Raw genomic sequence first — 20,648 nt, forward strand, 5'->3', positions numbered from 1 at the left:
CCTTCCTGTACTGCGCCAGAGAACCTGGGGCCGTCTTACGGGACGAGGATCGCCCGGCCGCGGACCTTCCCCGCGTCCAGGTCGTGCAGGGCGTCCAGCGCCTGGTCGAGCCGGTACTGCACCGTGTGCAGCGTGACCTTGCCCGCCTGGGCCAGGACCATGAGCTCGGCGAGGTCGTTGTAGGTCCCGACGATGTTGCCGATGATGTTCTTCTCGCCGGCGACGAAATCGAGCGTCGGGGCGCGGAACTCACCGCCGTAGCCGAGGTTGAACTGGTAGCCGGCCGGCCCGGTCATCTGCCAGGCGTCGAGCTCGGCACCCTGCTCGGCCACGTAGTCGAAGACGACGGTCGCGCCGCCGCCGGTGAGGTCCTGCACCGCGGCGACCTGGTTGCCGTCGGCGACCACCGTCTCGTCCGCGCCGATCTGCTTGGCCAGCTCCAGGGCGGCGGGGTTCTTGTCGACGACGATGATCTTCGTGGCGGTCAGCGCGGCGAGGGCCTGGATGCCGATGTGACCGAGCCCGCCCGCGCCCTGCACGACGGCGGTGGTGCCGGGGTACAGGTACGGGACCGCCTTGCGCACGGCGTGGTAGGCCGTGAGCCCCGCGTCGGCGAGGGCGGCGACGTCGGCCGGCTGGGTTTCCGGGTTCAGCTTCACGCACGCCCGGGCGGTGGTGCGCATGTACTCGGCCATGCCGCCGTCGTTGTTCGACAGGCCGGGGAAGAACGCGTCCCCGGTGCACTGCATGTCCCGCCCGGCCCGGCAGGCCAGGCAGAGCCCGCAGGAGGGCTGCGGGTGCAGGATCACCGTGTCGCCGACCTTGACGTTGGTGACCGCGTCGCCGACCTCGTGCACCCAGCCCGCGTTCTCGTGCCCGATGACGTAGGGCAGGTCGGGGTTCTGGATGTCCGCCCAGTCGCCGTCGACGATGTGGAGGTCGGTGCGGCAGACCCCCGCCGCCCCGATCTTCACGATGACGTCGAGCGGCCCCTGGAGCTTCGGCTCCGGGATGTCGTCGATGCTCGGATCCTGCTTGTACCCGTGGACACGGACGGCCTTCACGACGAGCTCCTCACGGTGGTCACAGTGGTCACGACGGTCACCCCATCGACGGGCCGAGGCCCATCGACTGGGGCGTGCTCGAGTCGGGCGCCGGCTGCGGCAGGCCTTCGTCGAGCTGGCCGAACTCTGTCATGAGGGACTTGTTCCAGGGGGTCTGTTCCTCGGCGACGAGCGAGTTCGTCGTGAGGATCAGGCCGGCGACCGAGGCGCCGTTCTGGAGCGCGGACCGCACGACCCGCAGCGGGTCGATGATGCCGAGCTCGACCATGTTGCCGAAGCGACCCTCGAGGGCGTCGAAGCCCTCGTCGACGCCCAGGTCGCGCGTCTGCTTGACGACGTCGCCGCCCTCGAAGCCCGCGTTGCCGGCGATGAGGTTGGCCGGCTCGGACAGCGCCGCGCGCACGATCTCGGCGCCGATGCGGCCGTCGCCGGTCAGCCCGTCCAGGTCGGCGAGCGCGGACTCGGCGTGCAGCAGGGCCGAGCCGCCGCCGGCGACGATGCCCTCCGCCATGGCGGCGCGGGTCGCCTGCAGCGAGTCGTCGACGCGGTGGCGGACCTCCTTGAGCTCCGCGTTGGTGGGCGCCCCGACCTGCAGGATCGCGGCCTTGCCCGACAGCCGCGCGATGCGCTCGGAGAACCAGTCCTCGTCGGTGCCGATGGTCGCGCGGTCCATCTCGGCCCGCAGCTGCGCGAGGCGCGTCTCGCGGACCGTCGGGTCGCCGAGGCCGCCGATGATGGCCGTCTGCTCGCTCGTGGCGCGGACCTGCGTCGCGCGGCCGAGGTGCTCGGCGCCCATCTGCTCGAGGCCGAACGCCGACGCCTTCGAGTACACCTTGCCGCCGCAGAGCGCCGCCATGTCCTCGAGGAGGTGCACCCGCTTCTCGCCGAAGCCGGGGGCCTGGATGGCGGTGACCTTGAGGTGCCCGTTGACGTGGTTGTGCACGAGCATCTGGAGGGCCGAGCCCTCGACCTTCTCGGCGACGATCACCAGCGGGCGGGGGTCGCGCATGATCCGCTCGAGCACCGGCATGAGGGAGCGGACGTCGGTGATCTTCTCGGCGGAGAAGAGGATGTACGGGTCGTCGAGGACGGCCAGCATCGAGCCGGGGTCGGTGACGAGGTACGGCGAGACGTAGCCGTTGTCGAACTCGAAGTCCTCGACGAAGTTGACGTGCAGGCCGAGCATCGGGCCGTCGTCGACGGTGATGACGCCGTCGTCGCCCACGGTGTGCAGGGTCTGCGCGACGACCCGGCCGATGGCGTCGTCGTCGTTGGCCGAGATCGCGGCGACCCGGGAGAGCGCCTCGACGTCGTCGACGGGGTGCGCCACCGTCGCGAGGTGGGCGACGACGCGGGCCACGGCGGCGTCGATCCCACGCTTGACGAGCACGGGGTTGCCGCCCTGACCGATGGCCTTGAGGCCCTCGCGGACGATCGCCTGGGCGAGCACGGTCGACGTGGTGGTGCCGTCACCGACCACGTCGTTGGTCTTGACGGCGGCCTCCTTGAGGACCTGCGCGCCCATGTTCTCGAACTGGTCCTTGAGGTAGATCTCGCGGGCGATGGTCACACCGTCGTTGGTGACCTCCGGCGTCCCCGTGATCTTCTCGAGGATGACGTTGCGTCCCTTGGGCCCGAGCGTCGATTTCACCGCTTCGGCGAGCTGGTCGACTCCAGCCTGGAGAGCCCTGCGCGCGTCGGCGCCGAATCGCAGTTCCTTGGCCATGTCCTCACTTCTCCGGTGCTCTGGGGCGCGAACGGGGAGTCAACGGTTCTCCACTGGCGCGGCACCGGGTCGTCGCACACCCGCCCCGTGCGGGTGTGCGACGACCCGTGTACCGACGTACTACTACTTGTTCACCACCGGGGGAAGCATGTCGCCGATGAACTCGGCCGCCTCCTCGAGGTTCCCGAACATGATCGTCCGGTCATCCATGTGGATCATCTTCCCGTAGTGGGTCGACATGTTCTCCTCGAACTCGGCGGCGTTGTAGAAGTCGGGCTCCTCGCCCAGCGCCTCGGAGATCTCGGAGTACACGAAGTCCATCCGGCCCTGACAGTCCACGCGGATCATCGAGGGCAGGTGCTTGACCGTCACGTTCTCCTGACGGTCCATCACCTCGGCCACCACGACGCCGACCTGGTTGTTCATCAGGGTGACGCCGGCCATGCCGGACTCGGTGTTGTCCTGCTTGAAGGGGCTCTCGGCCGTCTTGAAGGACTTGGTCACTGGTTCAGCTCCTTCGGGGCTTCGAGTCCGAGGTCGGTGAGGATTCCGGCGAAACGGCTCTTGGCGCGGTCGAGGCTGTCCTCGAAGCGCGGCGGCTTGGCGTCGGGCTGCGACCACAGCGGCTGCATCGTGCGGGCCGCCTCGAGCGCCTTGGGCACCCACTTGGCGACCCAGCTGTTGAACAGCTGCTTGTTGTGGTCGGCGAACTCGCGGTCCTGCGTCAGCGGGGCGAAGGCCGCCACGGTCCAGCGCAGGTCGCGCTGGGCGTAGTCGTACTCGCCGGCGCCCATGACAGTCGGCGTCACGTAGTCGCCGTTGCCGGCCGCCGACTGCATGACCAGGTTGGAGCGGAAGAGCTCGCCGAGCAGGGGCTCGAAGACGATGTTGGTGGCGAAGATCATCTCGCCCCAGTCGTCCTCGATCGCCGTGATCTCCTCGGCGACCTTGCGGACGCCCTGCCACTCGGCGTCGTTGTTCCACGCGTCGAGGTGGGCGGTGCCGTCGAAGCCCTCGATCTCCTCGGTGAGGGTGAGGTTGTAGAGGGCCAGGTCCTGCGCGAACCGAATCTTGTGCTCGCTGTTCACGGCCATCGCCGTGTTGTGCATGTTCGTCGGGCCGGAGCGGTTGCAGCCGGCGAAGACGTACAGGCCGAAGATGTGCTCGATGTGCATCCAGGCGCCGACGTTGCGCTCCACGAAGCGCACCCAGTTCGGGGTCCACTGGTCGAACGCCTTCGCGTTGCGGGCGTTCTCGACGTTCTGGGTCACCTGCCGGACAACGTTGGCGTTGTACCGGTACATCGTGAGTTCCCACTCTTCGTTGGGATCACGGAACTCGTGCCAGCCGTGGGCGGGCCAGTTCTCGACCGGCTTGCCGCCGGAGCCGGGGCCGCGCTCGGGCTCGGGGTCGTCGACGCCCCACGCCTTCAGCTTGGTCCAGGTCAGCGGGTAGCCGCGCGAGCCGTCGGCGAAGCCGTAGATCCAGCCCTGGGCGAGGTAGTGCCGCGGGTCCGGCTGGACCTCGACGGTGACGTCCTCGTAGTGGGTCTGCTTGCGCTTCGCCGGCTTGAAGTAGTTGTAGCGCCGGGCCGAGGCCCCGGAGTCCGGGAACTCCTTGGCGCCCGCCTCCGCGTCGGTGAAGACGGGCTTCGGAACGCTCCGCTCTGGACGTTCTTCGGTGCTTGTCATGGTCAGCCCTCGTCCTCCGGCTCTCCGGTGGTGGTGAACTTGTCGTAGTAGATGTGCTGTTCGTCCATTCCGCGCTGGGTCAGCAGGGCGATGGCCGCATCCACCATCGGCGGCGGCCCGCAGACATAGGCATCCATCCCTTCCAGGGCGGGCTCGTTGGCCCGGACGACCTCGGTGATGAGGCCCGTCTCGCCGTCCCAGTCGTCGCCGTCGTGCTCCGAGAGCGCCGGGACGTAGCGGAAACCGGGAATCTTCTCCTCGAGGGCACGCAGTTCGTCCTCGAAGCACAGGTCGGCCCGGGTGCGGGCGCCGTAGTAGAGGCGTGCCTTGCGCTCGCCGTCCTTCTCCGCGAGGGCACGCAGGAGGCCGAGCAGCGGGGCCATGCCCGCGCCGCCGCCGATGAAGACGATGTCCGAGGTCCGGTTCTCGCGCAGGGTGCAGGTCCCGAAGGGGGCCTCGACCTCGATGCGGTCGCCGATCGAGACCTTCTTCTCCAGGAACTGCGAGAACGCGCCGTCGGGGTAGATCTTGATGACGAACTCGAACACGCCCTCGCGGTTCGGGAGGTTCGCCATCGAGAACGACCGGACCTCACCGGTGTCGGGGACCGTCAGGTCCATGTACTGGCCGGGGAAGAACTTGATGTCCTCGCCGGCGATCTGCTTCACCACGAGGTGGCGCATGTCGTGGGTGACGGGGTCGTTGGCGAGCACCTCGACGGTGCCCTTCCGCAGCGGGAGGCCGCTCCGGATGATCTCCTCGTCGTAGTTGAGGAGCTCGATGACGAGGTCGTCGTAGGCGTGGGCCCGGCACAGGAGCGTCTGGCCCTCCTCGCGCTCCATGTCGGGCAGGGCGAAGGTCGAGTACCTGTCGAGCTCGATCTCGTCCATGTCGCCCTCGAGGACGAACGACTTGCACGCCGCGCACTGCCCTTCCTTGCATCCGTGCATCAGCTGGATGCCCTGCTCCGAGGCGGCTCGCAGGATCGTCTGGTCCTCGTCGACCTCGATCTCGATGCCCACCGGTTCGAATCGGACCCGGTGCTTGTCACCCATCGATGGCTTCTCCGTTCGGGAGGGATGCGGTGCCGGAAATCCGGACGAAACTCCTCGGCTTCGTCCGGATCTGGGCGTGAGGGATCGAGGGAGGGCCGGGTTGCCCCGGCCCTCCCTGTCACCTCACCGAACTTGCTGGGTCGTGCTCGGACCAGCCGGCTGCTAGCTGGTCACGTCGGCCGGACGACCAGCCGGGCCCTGCTTGTTGTAGTCCTCGACGAACGCCTGACGGTCGGCGTCGCTCATCTCGTTGAGGATGACGTTGGGGCTGGCCACGTGCGGCATGCGCCGCAGGTGGTCGAGCGTCCACATCTTCTTCGGGTCGAGATCGAGGTGCGGCTGCGCCGTCATGGTCTTGCCGTCGTCGCGGACGAAGCCCATGTCGGAGACGACATCGGCCCAGTTCCAGCCGTGGTAGAGCGTCTCCCACTCGCGGTGACCCACGAGCTTGCCCATGTTCGGGGTCTCGCGACCCTGGTACGTGGGCCGGAAGGCCTCGGCGTCGGTCCAGCGGCAGGCCTCGTGGCAGTAGGTCCGCCACTGGCCGTCCACCTTGTCGACGACCATGTCCTCGCGCACCAGGCAGGGGACCATGCAGGTCCAGCAGCGGTGCGGGTACACGTAGTCGACGTCCTCGGCGACGATCGGGTGGTGCCCGTTCGGCTTCGCCAGGCGGTTGTAGTTCTCCCACCACTTGCCGTACTTGTCGTACCAGCCCGGGTACTTGTACTCGAACCACTCGAAGTCATCGTCGGTCATGCCGTCGATGCGCCAGTAGTTCGCGAGCCACCCGGTGGCGAAGAACTGCGCGACCTCGTGGACGTAGCCCTTGTTCCAGATCTGGTTCCAGGACTCCTCGACCAGGTCGTGCGGGATCACGAGGCCGTACTTCTCGAGCGGCAGCAGGTACGCCCGGTAGTAGTCGTCGTAGATCCAGCGGCGCCACATCTCGGCGTAGGACTCGCGGTCCTTGCGCCGGTCCTTGGTGCCGTACTCGATGAACGTGCCGATGGCGGCGTCCACCACGCGGTGGTTGTTCCACCACGCGTAGCGCAGGTCGCGCTCGAGGAGCTGGCGGTTGTCCTCGTCCGACAGCGCCATCAGCAGCGTGGCGTAGCCGTTCGAGATGTGGCGCGACTCGTCGGACTGGACCGAGTGGAACACCGTCGGCAGCAGGTAGTCACCGTTGGCCGCCGCCTCGGCCGGCATGGCCACGAACAGGGTGTTCGTGAACGCCGTCTCGGCGACGATCGTCAGGTAGATGCTGGCCGCGGTGATCGCGTCACCGGTGATGAAGCCCTCGGCGAACTGACGGCCGATGGTGCCGCAGTAGTCCGAGTGGAAGTTCCGGAGGGTGTTGTTGAAGCCCGCCGGGTCGATGTAGTTGTTCATGTACAGCCGCTTGAGGTTCTGCTGGATCGTGCTGTGCCGAACCTCGTCGATCATCTGGATCGCCTGGCCGTTGTGCAGCTCCGGGTTCGGAACCGCCTGGAACAGCATCGGCATCGACCGTGCGGCCGAGATCTCCGGCAGCGGGATGATCGACAGGAACAGCTTCTGCCACTCCAGCCACCGCTCCTGGACCTGGCGGAACATGTTCCCGCGGATCGCACCGTCGGACGCGCCGTAGACGCGGTTGTCCTTCTCCTCCTGCATGGGGAAGTAGGACCGGAGGACCTGCTTGAGCGGGTCCTTCTTGGCCGCCTTACGGAACGTGTAGTCCGTCCCGTACTTCATGTACGGCTCGTGGTACTGCGGCTCCCAGGAAAGTTCCTGGATCTTCTGGTGAGCCTTCGCCAAACTCTGACGGCTCATCTCTTCTCCTTGTGGAGTTCCAGCTCGGCCTACGGGGTTCCGCAGCCGTGGTCGTGGTGGTGGCCGCCGGGCGCCGATGAGCGCTGGTGGCGGCACGGCCGGTGTCGGCCCGCGTCAGTGCCCGGGGGGCACGGGGTCGGCCGGCAGCGGTGGCGGGAGGTCCGATGCGGACACCCGCCAGCCGCGCGGGGCGGTCGCAGCGACGTCGTGGAGGACGCCGGTGAGCTCCTCCGCGTGCGCGGCGCCGTGCCGCGCAGACGGGGAGATGGCGGTGCCGGCGGCGACCTGCCCGTCGGGGGCGGTCGGCGCACCGTGGCACGAGCAGTCCCGGACGTACGCCTCGCGGTCCGCGGCGTGGGCACGCCGACGGACCCGGGCACGCTCGAGGAACGCGATGGGGGCCGTGGTCAGCTCGGGGAGCTCGGAGGGCCCGAGGGCATGGGGGGCCTCGGCATCACCCCAGGCGTCGCCCCACGGCGGGTTCTCCTGGAGCCGGAACGTGCCGGTCCGGCGGTCGCGCAGCGCGAACCCCTCCTGGCACAGGGTGTTGAGCAGGTAGCGGGCCGTGGCCGCGCTCTTGCCGAGCTCGGTGGCCAGGGCCTCCGCGGTGACGCCGTCCTCGGCGGCACCGAGGAACCGCAGCGCCGCCAGCGCCTCGGCAGCGGTCTTCAGGGAGCGACCCCCGCCGACGCCGCGGCTGTGACGCGCTGCCGTCATGGGTGCCCTCCTCCCGCCGTCGGTCGGTCCGTACTGCTCCGATCGGCCCCTCGCCCGCCGTCGTGCGAAGGTCACTGAACGCGTCGGCGACCCTTGTGGTCAACATCACTGTTTCCGCGTGCAGATACTGCACCCGCCGCTGGCCGCAGCGGGTCGACCGCTCCACCCGGTCGATCTTGGGGAGAGTCGCGCCGAGTGGCGGGACGAGCGGTCGCGCCGGCACGGGTTCCGGCGGGCCCGCCGGTGGTACCTCGGCCGGGATGTCCGAGCCGCCCGCACAGCCCGAGCACCGGCTGCGCTACGCCTACAACACCAACGGGCTCACCTCGCACCGTCTCGACGACGCGCTCGCGCTGCTCGCCGACTGCGGCTACGACGGTGTCGCCCTGACCCTCGACGTCGCCCACCACGACCCGTTCGCCCCCGAGCTGGGGCGGCGCACCGCCCTGCTCGCCGAGCGGCTGGCCGGCCTCGGGCTCGGCAGCGTCGTCGAGACGGGCGCGCGGTTCCTGCTCGACCCGCGCCGCAAGCACCAGCCGACCCTCGTCACCGAGGACCCTGCCGGCCGGGCGCGCCGCGTGGACTTCCTGCGCACGTGCGTCGACGTCGCCGCCGACCTCGGCAGCGAGGCCGTGTCGTTCTGGGCCGGCGTGCCCGCCCGCGGCCTCGACGCCGACGAGGCCTGGCGATGGCTGGTCGACGGGGTCCGGGAGGTCGTCGTCCACGCGCGCGACCGCGGCGTCGTGTGCGCGGTGGAGCCCGAGCCCGGGATGCTCGTCGAGGACTGCGACGACTGGATGCGCCTGGCGCTCGACGTCCCCGAGGTCACCCTCGCGCTCGACACCGGCCACTGCATCGTCTCCGGCCGCTTCGCCCCCGAGCAGGCGGTGCGCGAGTTCGCGCCGCTGCTCGGCGCCGTCGCGGTGGAGGACATGCCCCGGGGCGTGCACGAGCACCGCGCCCCCGGCGAGGGCGACATGGACCTGCCCGCCGTGCTCGGCGCGCTGCGCGCGGTGCGCCACCCGGGGCTCGTGTCGTTCGAGCTCTCCCGCGACGCCCACCGCGCCGACACGCTCGTGCCCGGCGCGCTCGAGACCATCCGGAGGATGGAGATGTCGACGTGAGGATCTGCTTCGTCTCCCGCCGCTACTGGCCCGCGGTGTCGGGCATGAGCGCGTACGCGGAGAACCTCCTGCGCCACCTCGTGCGCGAGGGCCACGACGTCACCCTGATCTCGCAGTACCGCGGGGACCCCGTCGGGCGCGGCGTCTACGGCGGCGGCCCGCCCCCGCCCGAGCGGGTCCCGGACGGCGTGCACGTCGTCGCCCTCGAGGCGCACGGCGAGCAGGAGGTCGTGGACGGGCACCCGGCGGACTTCGAGGCCGACGTCGCGACCATGCGGGACACCATCGCCACGGAGCACGCGCGTGCCCCGTTCGACCTGCTCCACGCCCAGTACGCCTACCCCAACGGGCTGGCCGTGCTGCGGGCCGCGCACGACCTCGGCCTGCCCGCGGCGGTCAGCGTGCAGGGCGGCGACGGGCACTGGGTGGGCACCTGCTGCGACACCCACCGGACCCTCGTGCGCGCCGTCTTCGCCGGGGCGCCGGCGCTCGTCATCGGGTCGTCGTCGTTCGCGGCCGAGGTCTCGGAGCGCCACGGCGTCGACCCCGCCCGCTGGACCGTGGTGTCCGGCGCGACCGACACCGAGCGCTTCCGCCCGGCGCGCGAGCCCGGCACCCTCGCCGACCCGCCCGTCCTGCTCTACCACGGTCGCGTCGACGCCAGGAAGGGCGTGCTCGACCTGCTCGACGCCGTCGCGGACCTGCTCGGGCGCGGCCGGCGGCTGCGGCTGGTCGTCTCGGGCATCGGGCCCGACACCGCCACCGTCGCGGACCGCGTCACCGAGCTCGGGCTCGACGAGCACGTCACGCAGCTCGGCTACACGGCCTACGAGGACGCCCACGAGGTGTACCGGCGCGGCGACGTCTTCGTCAGCCCGACCTACGCCGAGGGCTTCTCGAACACCGTGCTGGAGGCGATGGCCACGGGTCTGCCGGTGGTGTCGACCGACGTCGTCGGCGTGCGCGACTGCGTCCGCGACGGCGAGAACGGCCTGCTCGTGCCGCCGAAGGACCCGGGGGCGCTCGCCGACGCGATCGTGCGCGTGCTCGACGACCCGGACCTGCGCACGGGCCTCGCGACCCGTGCGCTCGACGAGGTCCGGGCGCGCTGGTCGTGGCCGGTGATCGCCCACCGCCTCACCGACGTCTACGACGCGGTGCGCGACGTGGCGGTCCCGGCGATCCCCGACGTCCCCGTCGACCCCGACTGCCGCTTCCGCGCGGCCCCCCACCTGCTGTGACCCGTGTCAGCGGCGTGGCGTCGCTGACGCTGAGCGTCCGTATTCTTCCGTCGATCATGGAGCGCGCGTGAGGATCGTCGCGGTCAGCCCGCACCTCGACGACGCCGTGTTCTCCGCCGGCGGGACGCTCGCCCGCCTGGCCGCGGCCGGGCACGAGGTCCTCGTGCTCACGGTGTTCACGGGCTCGGTCGCCGCGCCCACCGGCTTCGCGCTCGTCTGCCAGACCGACAAAGGCCTCGCGGCCGAGGTCGACTACATGGCCCTGCGTCGCGACGAGGACGCCGACGCGCTGGCCCGGCTCGGCGTCCGCGGGGAGCACCTCGGGCTGCTCGAGGCACCGCACCGCGGCTACGGGTCCCCCGCGGCGCTGTTCGCCGGACGCCGCGAGGACGACGACGTGGCGACGGCGGTGGGCGACGCGGTCCGGGACCGGGTCGGTGCCGCCGACCTCGTCCTCGGTCCGCAGTCCGTCGGCGACCACGTCGACCACCAGGTGGTGACGGCCGTCGTCGCCGGGCTCGCGGACCCCGACCGCACGGCGTGGTGGCGCGACACGCCCTACGCCGTGCGCCACCCCGACGCCGCGGGCGCGCCGGAGGCCACCGGCACCGACGTCGCCGTCGGCATCGCCGACGTCCTCGCCGCGAAGGCGCAGGCCGCTGGCTCCTACGTCACCCAGATCGGGTTCCAGTTCGGCGGCCCGGAGCACGTGGCCCCGGGGCTCGCCGAGCTGGCGCGCCGTGAGGGCCACGGCGTGCCGGTGGAGCGGTTCCGGGCCGGTGCGACGGCCCGCGCGCTGATCGGCACCCTGGAGCCGTGAGTCTCCTCGAGGTCGCGACCATCCACGCCGAGCCGGCGTCGCTGGCCTCGGTCCGCGGCCAGGAGGTCCTCGCCCGGTTCCCCGACGCCGAGGTCGTCGAGATCGACTCGCACTGGGCGATCCCCGACCTGCACGGTGACGAGACCAACGTCGCCCGCTGGGTCCGCGTGAAGGCCGAGCACCTCGTCCTCGGCGAGAAGAAGTCGCTCACGGTCCGCCCGAACGGGCGGTCCGCGGACTTCATCGCGCCGTCGACCGCCAACGGCTGCGCGATGGCGTGCGCCTACTGCTACGTCCCGCGGCGCAAGGGCTACGCCAACCCGATCACGGTGTTCACCAACATCGACGGGATCCAGCGGACGATCGCCCGGCACGTCGCGAAGCAAGGCCGCAAGCCAGAACCGAACCAGTGCGACCCCGTCGACTGGGTCTACGACCTCGGCGAGAACTCCGACTGCTCGGTCGACGCCCGCGTCAGCGACAACGTGGCCGACCTCGTCGCCCAGTTCGCCCGCCTCGACGGGGCGAAGGCGTCCTTCGCGACCAAGCACGTCAACCGCGACCTGCTCGACCTCGACCCGCGCGGCGGCACCCGCGTGCGCTTCTCGCTGATGCCGCGCCGCGACGCCAAGCTGCTGGACATCCGGACGAGCACGATCGACGAGCGCATCGCCGTGATCGACGACTTCGTCGCCGCCGGCTACGAGGTGCACCTCAACTTCTCGCCGGTGGTGCTGCGCGAGCGCTGGCAGTCGGAGTGGGCGCTGCTGCTCGACGAGCTCGGCGAGCGGCTCCCGGAACGCGCGAAGGCCCAGGCCGCCTGCGAGGTGATCCTCCTGACCCACCACGAGGGACTGCACGAGGTGAACCTCGGCTGGCATCCGCTGGCCGAGGAGGTGCTGTGGCGTCCGGAGGCGCAGGAGGCGAAGCGCACGCAGCACGGCGGGGCGGTCGTGCGGTACCGCCTCGACGTCAAGCGCCGCGCGGTCGCCCGCTTCCGCGAGCTGGTGGCGCGCCACGCCCCGTGGCTGACGATCCGCTACGCGTTCTGACGATCTCGACGGGTCGAGCTCCGCTCCGCTGCGTCTCCCGGGATCGCGATTACGCTCGGTCCGCGTGAGCACCCGGCTGGCGTTGAGCCGCGCCTACCCCTACGGCGTCCCCGCCTTCGCCGCCGCGCTCGCGGACCCCGAGTTCCACCGGATCAAGCTGGACGTCGACGGGTCGGGACGCATCGAGGTCCTCGCGTTCGACCGCGCCGACGGTCCCGGGGACACCCGCCGCATCCGCGTGGTGCTGCGCCAGCCCGTCCCGCCCGGTCAGGTCCCGTCCGTGGTCGAACGGCTGCTGTCCGGCGTGCTCGTCATCGAGCGCACCGAGGAGTGGCGGCTCGGGCCGCAGCGCTGCGACGGCCGGGCGCGGGTCGCGGTCCCGGGGACGCCGATCAGCGCCGCGGGCACGATGTCGGTCGCCGGCGACGACGAGGGCAGCAGGCTCTCGGTCGACCTCGACATCACCGCCGCGGTGCCGCTGCTGGGCGGCGGGATCGAACGGTCCGTCGTCACCGGCATCCGCGGGCTCACCGGCAGCGAGCACGACCGCATCTCGCGGTGGCTCGACGGCGCGGAACGGGCGGGCTGATGCCGGCACGACGCAAGCGGCGACCCGGTTCCGACCGGCTCTACGTGACCTCGGCCGAGGGCCTGCCCCTCGGTCACCTCGACCTCGTCTCCCGCGTCGCGCACGACGTCCCCGCGGGCTACCGGGAGCGGTTCACCCACGAGGCCAACGCCTGGCTGTGGGAGAACAACCTGCCGCCGATGGCGAGCCCCGACGAGATCGCCCCGCCGGCGGCCCTGGGTGCGGGTGCCGCGCCCCCCGAGGGCGGCTGGGACCCGGGCTGGGAGGACCTCGCGCTGCACCGGCCCGGGCACGGCCTGATCGAGGAGGCCGCCACCGCCCGCGCCGAGCGCGGACCGGAGGCCGACCGGCCGGCCCGCCTGCGCGCCGACGGCCAGCACGCGGTCGCCGAGGCCGTCGCCAAGCTGACCCGCCCGCCGACGCTGCGCCGCGGCCGCGGGGCGCGCTGGCGCATCCTGCACAGCGTCCCGATGGCCTTCGCCGAGGCTCCGGGAGACGCCGCGCAGCGGAGCTCGACCCCGGGGCTCGTCACGCTCGACCACGTCCTCATCGGGCCGCCGGGCCTGTTCGTCATCGAGGTCGTCAACATCCCCGGCGGACGGGTCGTCGTGGAGGACCAGCACCTCGACCTCGCGGGCTCGTCGCTCGACCTCGACCGCCACCGGCGGATCGGGCTCGAGGTCGCCGACCGCGTGTCGGTGGCCCTGGCCCGCGCGGTGGGCGCGACGGAGACGCTCGATCCGCCCGCCGTGCACCCGATGGTCGCCGTCGTCGGCGCGATCCTGTCGGGGGGCGGGCGGCCCCGCGGGGTGACGGTGACGCGGCTGGGCCCGATGCCCCGCCTGCTCACCGCGTTCGGCACGCCCCAGTCCGACCAGGCCGTCGAGCAGATCCACGACGTCGCGCGCCGATCGGTGACGTGGCGCCCGTGACCCGTGCCGAGCCCGCCCTCCGGCGTGCCCGCGTCGCGGTCGTCGCGATGTTCGTGGTCAACGGGGCGACCTACAACAGCATCGTCCCGCGGTTCCCGACCCTGCGCGACGAGCTGGGCCTGTCGAACGCCGCGCTCGGCACGGCGATCGCCGCCTTCCCGGCCGCCGCGCTGATCTTCGGGGTGCTCGCGGGGCCGCTGATCGCCCGTGTGGGCAGCGGCCGCGCGGGCGCCGGCGTGGGCCTGGTCGGCGCGGTCCTGCTGCCCGCCGTGGCGCTGGCGCCCTCGTGGCTCGCCCTGGCCGCGGCGCTGTTCGTCCTGGGCGTGACCGACGCGTGGGCCGACGCTGCCATGAACGCCCACGGGCTGCGGGTCCAGACCGGCTACGGACGCTCGATCGTCAACGGGCTGCACGCGGTGTGGAGCATGGCCGCGGTCGGCGCGGGGCTGCTCGGCGCGGCCGCCGCCGGGTTCGGGGTGCCCTTGCTCGCGCACCTCGGGATCGTCGCGGTCGTGCTCGTGCTCGGCTCCGTGCTGGCCTGGCGCTGGTGCCTGCCGGGACCCGAGCCGGAGGCGGAGCAGGCCGAACCCGACGGCCATCCGCACGGGCCCTGGCGCGCGGTCGTCGTCGCCGCCGGACCCCTGCTGGCGCTCTCGGCGCTGCTCGTCGCGTCGGGCGGGATCGAGGACTCCGCGGCGTCGTGGGGCGCCATCTACGTGCGCGACGACCTCGGCGGCGGGGCGTTCGTCGCCGGCCTGCCGTTCGTGGCGTTCCAGACGGCGATGACGCTCGGGCGCCTCCTCGGCGACCGCGTGGTCGACCGGTTCGGCGCGGTCCTGGTCGCCCGGACGGGCGCGGCGATCGCGACGCTGGCGATGGCCGCGGCGCTGCTGGTCGCCCACCCCGTCGCGGCGGTCGCGGGCTACGCGCTGGCGGGCTTCGGGGTCTCGACGCTCTTCCCGCTCGGCTTCGCCGCGGCGGGCCGCATCCGGGGCGTGCGGCCCGGGGACGGCATCGCGGTCGTCGGCTGGCTCGCGCGGCTCGGGTTCCTCACGTTCCCGCCGATCATCGGGGCCGTGGCCGACAGCGTGTCGGTCGGCGCGGGCCTGGCGCTCGTGCCGGTCGCGGGCGTCGCGGCGTTCGTCCTGGCGGGGTCGCTGCGGCCGCCGGGGTCGGGGCGGACACTGCGGGCGTGACCGTCGCTGCCGTCGTGGATGCCCTGTCGGGGCCCTTGCCGCCGCTGGACGAGGCGGTGGCCGGTCTCGGGCGCGACGCCGGCCTCGTGGCGTGGTGGGGCACGGAGGTGCCCGTCGACGGGCCGGCCCACCCGACGGACGAGGGCTACGTCCTGCTCGACGTCGGCGACGCGACGATGCTGCGCAACCGCGTCACGCGCCAGGACCTCTACCGCACGGGCGTCTCGCCGATGCGGCGCGCGCTGGCGGGGCTGCTGCTCGAGGAGCTGGCGTTCGCGCCCACCTGGGCGGCCGAGGTCGTGCTGACCCGGGCCGACGAGGACCGCCTGAGCGCGTGGATGCGCGCGCACCTGCGCCTGACGACGGTGCTGCACCCCGACCGCAAGGTGCTCCTCGCCCCGGTGCGCGACGCGATGGACCCGGGGCTGCGCGAGGACGGCGCGACGGCCCGCGCGGCCCGGGAGCGCTTCGCCGCCGCCGGCGGCCCCCGCCCCGTCCGCGACCCCTCCGTCCCGTTCCGCCGCCCCTGAACCCATGTGAGCGAACCTCGGGGCTATAGCACCGAAGTTCGCTCACATGGGCCGATCAGGTGCACCCCACGCAGGTGCGGGCGGCGGGGCGGGCCTCGAGGCGTTCGGGGGCGATCGGGCGCCCGCAGCGCTCGCACACCCCGTACGTCCCGGCGTCCACCCGCGCCACGGCGGCGTCGATCTCGGCGAGGTCACGGCGCGACGCGGCGAGCAGCGCGGCCACCTGGGCGCGGTCGTAGGCGATCGTCTGGCCCTCGGGGTCGTGCTCGTCGTCCCCGGAGCTCGCCGAGGCGGTCTCGACGATGCCCGCGAGCTGCGCCTCGAGCGACGCGATCCGCGCCTCGGCGTCGGCGCGGGCCTCCTCGAGCGGGCCGGTCACACGACCGTCGCGAGCGCCCGCGGCGCGATCCGGACCGACACCGCGCGGTCGGCGGGCAGGTCGAGCACCTCGCCGTCGAGCTGCACCGGGATCGGCGAGAGCGTCGTGAACGCGAAGCGGGCGGTGCGCGGCTGGGCGCCCAGGCCCCGCACCGCCGCCCGCACCGCGTACGCCAGCAGCCGCAGCTTCGAGCGGTGCGGCAGCGTGACGACCTCGAACAGCCCGTCGGCGGGGTCGCCGTCGGAGAGCGTCACGTACTTCGCCATCTCGGTGGTGTTGGCGAGCACGAGGCTGTCGAAGCGCTTCCGTCCCTCGCCCTCGACGTCGACCTCGAAGGGGTGGAAGGCCGAGAACGCGCGCACGGTGGTGACGATCTCGCGGATCGAGCCCTTGCCGCCGCGCTCCAGCTCGAGCGCCACGGTCGGCGTGATGCCGAGCCCGAGGTAGGAGTGCGCCCAGCGCGGCCCGCCCTCGCCCGCGATCTCCACCCGCAGCAGGTCGAGGCGGCTCACCTGGGCCGCGGCGATGGCGTCGACGAGCGGACGTTCGCGCGTCGCGCGCCGGTGGTCGTTGGCGTTGCCGGCGGGCAGCACGGCGGCGACGGCCCCTGACGTCGTGCCGTCGCCCGCGGCCATGACGCCCTGGACGACCTCGTTGTAGCCGCCGTCACCGCTGACCGAGACGACGAGCACGCGCCCCGCGCGCGCCTCCTCCTCGGCGATGACGCGGGCGTGCCCGGCGTACTCGGTCGCCGTGAGCACGACCCCCAGCTGCGGCGACTGCTCGGCCAGCGTCGCCTGCGCCTGCTCGGCGCGCTGCTGGCCGTCGCCGCTGCTCTGGGGGTTGTAGACGAGCACGACGCGGTCGTAGGCGGGCATCGGGGACGGTTCGGACGGCACGGCCACGAGGAGAGGTTACGACGACGACGTCGCGCTGCGGCGCAACGCGAGCACGTGCTCCACCGCCTCGGGCAACGTCGGCACCGCCGGAGCGACGGTGCGCAGGTCCTCCGCATGGTGGGTCGAGTGCTCGGCCACGAGCACGCAGGCGCTGCCGACGGCCGCGGTGGCGGCGGCGTCGTCCAGCGTGTCGCCGACCAGCACGACCCGAGCGGGATCGAGCCCCAGCACGTCGAGGTGGGCGGCGAGCGCGGCCTCCTTGCTCCGGCCGTCGCGGTGGTGGTCGCCGTCGACGCGCACGAACCAGTCGTGCAGACCGCGCCGCCCGAGGGTGGCGTGCAGCTCGTCGTGCCCGAGCATGCTCACCACCGACTGCCCGAGCCCGGCGGCCGCGAACCGGTCCAGCGCGTCGAGGGCCCCGTCGGCGAGCGGCAGCGCGGGCTCGAGGCCCCGGTAGTGCTCGCCGAAGACGGCGTTCATCCGCGCCCACTCCTCGTCGCCGACGTCCCGCCCGACGAGCGCGGCGTAGAAGTCCCGCAGCGGGCGCCGGAACGTCGAGCGGTACCGGGCGAGGTCGAGACCGCCGGTGACGCCCACGGCCGCCAGCCCGGCCGCGGAGGCGTCGACGACGGCGTGCACGTCGGCGAGCAACGTGCCGTTCCAGTCCCAGACGACGTGGTCCACCACGCCGTCCATGGTCCGCTACCCCTCCAGGTGGTCGAGCAGCGCCTTCAGCGAACGGATGCGCGTGTTCTTGAGGACGTCGCCCGGCTCGTCGGTCTCGAACTGCTCGACCCACGCCTCGGTGCTGTCGCGGTCGTCGATCGCGAACCACACGGTGCCCGGCGGCTGGTCGTCCTGCGGCTCGGGCCCGCCGGCGCCGCTGACGGCGAGCGTCAGGTCGGCGCCGAGGAGCTCCGCGGCCTTCTCGGCCATCGCGCGCACCGCGGGCTCCGACACGACCGGCCCGTCCGGCACGCCCAGCGCGCCGTGCTTGGTCGTGCGGTCGTAGGCGACGACGCCGCCGCGGAACCACTCGCTCGACCCCGGCGAGGCCGCGAGGTCACTGCACACGAGCCCCCCGGTCAGCGACTCGACGATCGCGACGCGGCGCCCGTCGCGCGAGGCGACGTCCGACACCGACCGGGCCAGTTCTTCCGGGTCCTCCGACACGCTTCCCGGCCTTGCCGATCGGGGGGCACGGGAAACGCGGTCGGTGTCGTCGGTCAGGGCTTGAAGCGGCGCAGGCGCAGGCTGTTGCCGACGACGAAGACGCTCGACAGGGCCATCGTGACGCCCGCGAGCATGGGGTTGAGCAGGCCGGCGACGGCCAGCGGCAGCGCGGCGACGTTGTAGGCGAACGCCCAGAACAGGTTGCCGCGGATGGTGCCGAGCGTGCGGCGGGCCAGGCGCAGGGCGTCGGGCACCGCACGCAGGTCGTCCCGCACGAGCGTCACGTCGCCGGCCTCGATCGCCATCGCGGTACCGGTGCCCATCGCCACCCCGAGGTCGGACTGGGCGAGCGCCGCGGCGTCGTTGACGCCGTCGCCGACCATCGCGACGACCGCACCCTGCTCCTGCAGACGGCGGACCGCGTCGGCCTTCTCCGTCGGCAGCACCTCGGCGACGACGTCCTCGGCGGCGATGCCGACCTCGGCGGCCACGGCGCGGGCGGCGGCGGGGTTGTCGCCGGTCAGCAGCACCGGGCGCAGCCCGCGGGACCTCATCTCCGCGACGGCCTCCGCGGAGCCCTCGCGGACCCCGTCGGCCACCTCCAGCACCGCCCGGGCACGCAGCACGCCGGAGCCGTCGTCCCAGGCGGCGAGCACGGTGGTGGCGCCGTGCGCCGCGGCCCGGTCGAGCGCGTCGGCCAGGTCGGCGGGGACGTCCACCCCGTGGGAGTCGATCAACCGGCGCCGCCCGGCGAGGACGCGCACACCGTCGACGGTGCCCTCGACGCCGAGCCCGTCGAGCGGGCGGACGTCGGTGGCCCCGCCGAGCCGGCCCGGCAGCTCGTCCCGGGCCGCCGCGGCGATCGCCCGCGCGACCGGGTGCTCGAGCTCCGCCTCGAGCGCGCCGACGCGGGCGAGGACCTCCGCGCGCCCGGTGTCCGGGGTGGTGTGCACCGCCTGCAGGCTCATCCGCCCGGTCGTGACGGTGCCGGTCTTGTCGAGCACGATCGTGTCGACGCGCCGGGACGACTCGAGCACCTCGGGGCCGCGCAGCAGGATGCCGAGCTGGGCGCCGCGGCCCGTGGCGACCGCGAGCGCGGTGGGGGTGGCGAGCCCCAGCGCGCACGGGCAGGCCACGACGAGCACGGCCATCCCCGCGGCGATCGCGAAGCCCCAGCCGGCACCCGAGACGCCCCAGAACAGCAGGGTGTTGACGGCCAGCAGCATCACGACGGGCACGAACCACGCCGAGACCCGGTCGGCGAGCCGCTGGATGGCGGTCTTGCCCGCCTGCGCCTCCTGCACCCGGCGCGCCATCCGCGCCCACTGGGTGTCCCCGGCGCCCCGGGTGGTCTCGACGACGAGCCGCGCGGACTCGTTGCGCGTGCCGGCCAGCACCTCGGCGCCGGGCTCGACGTCGACGGGTGCCGACTCGCCGGTCATGGCGCCGGCGTCCACGGTGGAGCGTCCCTCGACGACACGGCCGTCGAGCGGGAACGGCTCGCCCGGGCCGACCGCGATCCGGTCGCCGGGCCGGACGCCCCCGACCGGGACGGGCAGCTCACGGTCGCCGACGACGACACGCGCCTCCGCCGCCGGCGGCGCCAGCAGGGACGCCGACACCCCGAGCGCGCGGCGCCGTCCGCGCCGCTCGATCCAGCGGCCGAGCAGGGCCGCGGTGGTGATCGCGGCCGCCGCCTCGAGGTAGATCGTGCGGGAGCCGTCGAACTGGTCGGGCCGCGGGATCAGGTAGAGCGCGTGCCGCATCCCGCCGAGACCGGCGCCGCCCTTGAACAGCGCCCACACCGACCAGCCGAACGCGGCGAGCGTGCCCACCGAGACGAGCGTGTCCATCGTCGCCGAGAGGTGGCGCAGGTGCCGCGCCGCCGCCCGGTGGAACCGCCACCCGCCCCAGATGACGACGGGCGCGGTGAGCACGAGGGAGAACCACTGCCAGTACCGGAACTGCCAGTCCGGCGTCATGGCCACGGCGATCACCGGGAGGGTCAGCGCGAGGCACACCAGCGCGCGGTGGCGCAGCTCGGCGAGCTCGGGGTCGGGCGCGTCCTCGGCGGGGGCGGCCGCCGACGGGGCGCGGTGCCTCCCCTGGTCCGCAGCCCCGTCCGGCGCCGTCCGGGGCGCGGGGACGGCCGCCGCGCCGGCGGCCGGGATCTGCGGCGTCACCGGCTCGGCGCCGAAGCCGAGCCCCGTGACCGCGGTGACGAGCTCGGCCGGGTCCTGCTCCGCGGGGTGGGTGACTCGGGCGCGGCCGCTGGCGTAGTTGACGCTCGCCTCGACGCCGGGCAGGCGCCCGAGCTTGCGCTGGATCCGCGCGGCGCACGTCCCGCACGTCATGCCGGTGACGGCCAGCTCGGTGGTGACCCGGGTGTCGTCCCCGGTGATCGCCGGCCCCGCACCCTCCGCGACGTCGGTCGCCACGCCGACACCTCCGCTCCCTGGTGGTCGCTGGTCGATCGGGTCGATCGACGCCGCGACGCTAGGGGGCGCCCCCGCGCGCGCCTCCGGACCTGAGAACCCCCCGTCTCCCGTCCGGCGACCGTCCGGTTCGGACACGACGAACGGTCGACGCCCGCCCCGGACGGACGGCGCGGGTACCCCGAACGGCGTAGCGGACGTCTCAGCGGG

Annotated in this window: 20 protein-coding genes; 8 read left to right on the top strand and 12 right to left on the bottom strand. The window is 73.0% G+C overall.

The window, feature by feature from the left end:
• Positions 1 to 35: 35 nt before the first annotated feature.
• From WCD41_RS19175 to WCD41_RS19205, 7 genes are all read right to left on the bottom strand, one after another.
• Positions 36 to 1,064: an NAD(P)-dependent alcohol dehydrogenase gene (locus WCD41_RS19175; protein ID WP_337715293.1), complete on the bottom strand. Its 1,029-nt coding sequence runs from the start codon at positions 1,062 to 1,064 to the stop codon at positions 36 to 38.
• A 37-nt stretch (positions 1,065 to 1,101) separates the two neighbouring features.
• Positions 1,102 to 2,790 (bottom strand): chaperonin GroEL, encoded by a 1,689-nt coding sequence (gene groL, locus WCD41_RS19180; RefSeq protein WP_337715295.1) that lies wholly within the window; start codon positions 2,788 to 2,790, stop codon positions 1,102 to 1,104.
• Positions 2,791 to 2,913: 123 nt separating this feature from the next.
• The gene (locus WCD41_RS19185; protein WP_285649280.1) at positions 2,914 to 3,234 is read right to left on the bottom strand and encodes an MmoB/DmpM family protein; all 321 of its coding nucleotides are present in this window, start codon (positions 3,232 to 3,234) and stop codon (positions 2,914 to 2,916) included.
• A gap of 56 nt (positions 3,235 to 3,290) precedes the next feature.
• A complete protein-coding gene (locus WCD41_RS19190; RefSeq protein WP_337715298.1) occupies positions 3,291 to 4,481 on the bottom strand; it encodes a ferritin family protein in 1,191 nt (396 codons plus the stop codon).
• A gap of 2 nt (positions 4,482 to 4,483) precedes the next feature.
• The gene (locus WCD41_RS19195; RefSeq protein ID WP_337715299.1) at positions 4,484 to 5,536 is read right to left on the bottom strand and encodes an NADH:ubiquinone reductase (Na(+)-transporting) subunit F; all 1,053 of its coding nucleotides are present in this window, start codon (positions 5,534 to 5,536) and stop codon (positions 4,484 to 4,486) included.
• A gap of 162 nt (positions 5,537 to 5,698) precedes the next feature.
• Entirely contained in the window at positions 5,699 to 7,351 is a 1,653-nt protein-coding gene (locus WCD41_RS19200; protein ID WP_337715301.1) for a ferritin family protein, read from the bottom strand.
• A 114-nt stretch (positions 7,352 to 7,465) separates the two neighbouring features.
• Entirely contained in the window at positions 7,466 to 8,068 is a 603-nt protein-coding gene (locus WCD41_RS19205; protein ID WP_337715303.1) for a helix-turn-helix domain-containing protein, read from the bottom strand.
• A 260-nt stretch (positions 8,069 to 8,328) separates the two neighbouring features.
• Here WCD41_RS19205 and WCD41_RS19210 point away from each other — a divergent pair, with 260 nt between their 5' ends.
• The 8 genes from WCD41_RS19210 (at position 8,329) to WCD41_RS19245 (ending at position 15,552) form a co-directional block, all read left to right on the top strand.
• Entirely contained in the window at positions 8,329 to 9,192 is an 864-nt protein-coding gene (locus tag WCD41_RS19210) for a sugar phosphate isomerase/epimerase family protein (RefSeq protein ID WP_337715305.1), read from the top strand.
• Positions 9,189 to 10,433, top strand: coding sequence for a glycosyltransferase family 4 protein (locus tag WCD41_RS19215; protein WP_337715307.1), 1,245 nt, complete (start codon positions 9,189 to 9,191; stop codon positions 10,431 to 10,433). Before WCD41_RS19210 ends, WCD41_RS19215 begins: the two co-directional genes overlap by 4 nt.
• Positions 10,434 to 10,500: 67 nt before the next feature.
• On the top strand, positions 10,501 to 11,253 hold the full coding sequence (locus tag WCD41_RS19220) for a PIG-L deacetylase family protein (protein WP_337715309.1): 753 nt from the start codon (positions 10,501 to 10,503) through the stop codon (positions 11,251 to 11,253).
• Positions 11,250 to 12,305 (top strand): spore photoproduct lyase family protein, encoded by a 1,056-nt coding sequence (locus WCD41_RS19225; RefSeq protein WP_337715311.1) that lies wholly within the window; start codon positions 11,250 to 11,252, stop codon positions 12,303 to 12,305. The genes WCD41_RS19220 and WCD41_RS19225 overlap by 4 nt, the downstream gene beginning before the upstream one ends.
• A 64-nt stretch (positions 12,306 to 12,369) precedes the next feature.
• On the top strand, positions 12,370 to 12,894 hold the full coding sequence (locus WCD41_RS19230) for a DUF2505 domain-containing protein (RefSeq protein WP_337715314.1): 525 nt from the start codon (positions 12,370 to 12,372) through the stop codon (positions 12,892 to 12,894).
• Complete coding sequence (locus tag WCD41_RS19235) at positions 12,894 to 13,826, top strand: nuclease-related domain-containing protein (RefSeq protein ID WP_337715315.1); 933 nt, start codon at positions 12,894 to 12,896, stop codon at positions 13,824 to 13,826. Before WCD41_RS19230 ends, WCD41_RS19235 begins: the two co-directional genes overlap by 1 nt.
• Positions 13,823 to 15,022 (top strand): MFS transporter, encoded by a 1,200-nt coding sequence (locus WCD41_RS19240; protein ID WP_337715317.1) that lies wholly within the window; start codon positions 13,823 to 13,825, stop codon positions 15,020 to 15,022. Before WCD41_RS19235 ends, WCD41_RS19240 begins: the two co-directional genes overlap by 4 nt.
• On the top strand, positions 15,019 to 15,552 hold the full coding sequence (locus tag WCD41_RS19245; RefSeq protein WP_337715319.1) for a hypothetical protein: 534 nt from the start codon (positions 15,019 to 15,021) through the stop codon (positions 15,550 to 15,552). The genes WCD41_RS19240 and WCD41_RS19245 overlap by 4 nt, the downstream gene beginning before the upstream one ends.
• Before the next feature lie 55 nt (positions 15,553 to 15,607).
• Here WCD41_RS19245 and WCD41_RS19250 read toward each other — a convergent pair whose 3' ends face one another.
• Genes WCD41_RS19250 through WCD41_RS19270 form a run of 5 tightly spaced genes read right to left on the bottom strand, consistent with a single transcriptional unit; the run spans position 15,608 to position 20,441 of the window.
• A complete protein-coding gene (locus tag WCD41_RS19250; protein ID WP_337715321.1) occupies positions 15,608 to 15,931 on the bottom strand; it encodes a TraR/DksA family transcriptional regulator in 324 nt (107 codons plus the stop codon).
• Positions 15,928 to 16,836: a diacylglycerol/lipid kinase family protein gene (locus WCD41_RS19255; RefSeq protein ID WP_337715323.1), complete on the bottom strand. Its 909-nt coding sequence runs from the start codon at positions 16,834 to 16,836 to the stop codon at positions 15,928 to 15,930. The genes WCD41_RS19250 and WCD41_RS19255 overlap by 4 nt, the downstream gene beginning before the upstream one ends.
• 9 nt (positions 16,837 to 16,845) lie before the next feature.
• Entirely contained in the window at positions 16,846 to 17,526 is a 681-nt protein-coding gene (locus tag WCD41_RS19260) for an HAD family hydrolase (RefSeq protein ID WP_337715325.1), read from the bottom strand.
• Positions 17,527 to 17,532: 6 nt separating this feature from the next.
• Positions 17,533 to 18,003, bottom strand: a complete 471-nt coding sequence (locus tag WCD41_RS19265; RefSeq protein WP_337715327.1) for a CinA family protein — start codon at positions 18,001 to 18,003, stop codon at positions 17,533 to 17,535.
• Between the two features lie 53 nt (positions 18,004 to 18,056).
• Positions 18,057 to 20,441, bottom strand: coding sequence for a heavy metal translocating P-type ATPase (locus WCD41_RS19270; protein WP_337715329.1), 2,385 nt, complete (start codon positions 20,439 to 20,441; stop codon positions 18,057 to 18,059).
• Between the last annotated feature and the right edge of the window lie 207 nt (positions 20,442 to 20,648).

Source organism: Actinomycetospora aeridis (genome assembly GCF_037400275.1).
Taxonomy (GTDB): Bacteria; Actinomycetota; Actinomycetes; order Mycobacteriales; family Pseudonocardiaceae; genus Actinomycetospora; species Actinomycetospora aeridis.